At 76.2% G+C, this 2,071-nt stretch carries 3 protein-coding genes; all 3 read right to left on the bottom strand.

Annotation, left to right across the window (positions count from 1 at the left end):
* A partial coding sequence (locus tag Q4I23_RS32350) for an ATP-binding cassette domain-containing protein (protein WP_498528958.1) occupies positions 1–726 on the bottom strand: 726 nt, incomplete at its 3' end.
* Positions 727–755: 29 nt separating this feature from the next.
* Positions 756–1,562, bottom strand: coding sequence for an ABC transporter permease subunit (locus Q4I23_RS32345; RefSeq protein ID WP_498528957.1), 807 nt, complete (start codon positions 1,560–1,562; stop codon positions 756–758).
* On the bottom strand, positions 1,562–2,017 hold the full coding sequence (locus tag Q4I23_RS32340) for an ABC transporter permease subunit (protein WP_498528956.1): 456 nt from the start codon (positions 2,015–2,017) through the stop codon (positions 1,562–1,564). Before Q4I23_RS32340 ends, Q4I23_RS32345 begins: the two co-directional genes overlap by 1 nt.
* Between the last annotated feature and the right edge of the window lie 54 nt (positions 2,018–2,071).

Genomic DNA, 2,071 nt, shown 5'->3' with positions numbered 1-2,071 from the left:
GTTATAGTCTCGTGGGCTCGGAGATGTGTATAAGAGACAGACCGTGGGCGGGGCGGGGGTGAGCCCCTCCTCCGGTTCTTCCAGACGCCCATGGGCCAGGATCAGGCGGCGGTCGGCCAGACCGGAAGGAACCGGATCGGCCTGGATTGGATCGGCCTTGATTGGGTCGTGGTGCGGGCGTCCGGCCAGCAGCAGCGCCGTTCCGGCTTCCCGCGTCCAGGCGGCGAGGTCGCTCAGCAGGCGGACGCGCTGAGTGGGGTCGAGCGCGGCGGCGGGGGAGTCGGCGAGCAGCAGCGCCGGCTGCGCCGCCATGGCCAGCGCCAGTGCGGCCCGCCAGCGCATCGCCTCGCCCAGCTCATGCGGGTGGAGCGCCAGCCGGCGCGCGGCGGCGGGCACCTGGAAGCGCTCCAGCGCCTCGGCGGCGCAGCGCAGGGCGGTGCGCTCGTCCATCCCGGACTGGCAGGCCAGCAGGTCCACGAACTGAGCGCCCAGCGTGCGAAGCGGGTCCAGGGCGCCGTCCTGGGTGACCAGGATGCGCCGCCCTCGGATGTGGATGTCGCCCAGCACCGTGATGCCCTTGGGCGCGAGGCCGGCCAGCGCGCGCAGCAGCAGCGTCTTGCCGGCCCCGGCGCCGCCTGACAGGGCCAGCACCTCACCGGCCGTGACGGCGAAGCTCAGCCGGTCGAGCAGGATGTCGCGGCTGGTCAGCAGGGACAGCCCCTCCACCCGCAGCGGCGCGCGCTCTTCCGATCCGCTCACCGGCGCCCTCCGGTCGTGGAGAAGGCCAGCCGCATCCCGTCGCCCACCCCGTGCAGCGCCCACAGCGTCAGCGCCAGCAGCAGGGCCGGGCCGGCCAGCGCCGTGGCGTCGCCCGCCCGCGCCGCCGCGCCGATGGCGGTTCCCCAGCCGGTCACCCCCTCCGGCAGGCCGAGGCCGAGCAAGCTGGCGAGGCTTTCCGCCATCAGGGCGCGGGGAAGGGCGGTCCAGGCCGCCGCGGCGAGCGGCAGGACGGCGTTGGGCAGGATGTGGCGGCGCAGCCGGCGTCCGTTGGGGATACCGGCGGCCTCGACGGCGCTCAGAAACTCCCGCCGCAGCAGGGCGCGCAGCTCGTCCCGCGTGATGACGGCCACCGCGGGGGCGGCGATCAGGGCGGTCACCACGGCCATCGGCGCCAGCCCGCGATCCGCACCCAGCAATCCGCCGGCCAGCGGCAGGACCAGCGCCAGAGGAAGGCCGGTCAGCGCGATGGCGGGCGCCATCATCGCCCGCTCCGCCCGCTCGCCCAGGGCGACCGCGGTGCCTCCCCAGAGCAGGCCGAGGGCGGCCCCGCCCAGCCCGCCGAGCAGCGCGAAGGTCAGGCTCTGGTGCCCGGCGGCCAGCGCCGCCCCCACCGGGCCGCCCCCGACGACGAGGCCCGTCGCGACCGCCAGCATCAGCGCCGCGAGAACGGCCAGCCCCGCGGCGGCGGGCCGGTGCGCGGTCAGCCGCTGCCCGGCCTTCTGCCAGGGGCCGTCGCGCCAATGAGGATCGGTGCGGGAGTCGGTGCCGGCAGGTCCGTGCATCAGGCCATCCGGACCCGTGGGTCGATCCGGCCGTGCAGCGCGCCGCCCAGGGCGCCCAGCAGCACGGCGAGGCCGCACAGACCGGCGAGCGCGGCGACGGCCATGCCGGTGTCCCCGGCGCGCGCCGCCTCGACGAACAGTTGTCCGGCACCGGTGCGGCCGAACAGGCTTTCCACCGCCACGGCCGCGGTCACCGTTCCGGCCACGGCGCTGCGCAGGCCGCCCATCGCCGCCGACAGCCCCAGCGGCAGGACGAGCCGCCACAGCAGGGCAGGGCCGTCCATCCCGCGTCCGCGCGCCGCCAGCAAAACGGTGTCCTCCGCCGCGGCCCGCGCCCGGCCGGCGAGCGTCGCGGCCTGGGCGGCGGCGGGCAGGGCGATGGCGGCGAGGCCCAGCAGGACGGGCGCCTTCGCCAGCGTGGCGGCGAAGACCGCGGCCAGCAGAAAGCCCGGCATGGCCGGTCCCACCCCTGTCTCTTATACACATCTCCGAGCCCACGAGACTATAAC

This window comes from Azospirillum sp. UFLA03-27 (genome assembly GCF_059803775.1).
The sequence above is the reverse complement of the archived record's forward strand: the minus strand, read 5'-3'. Positions and strand labels throughout refer to the sequence as shown.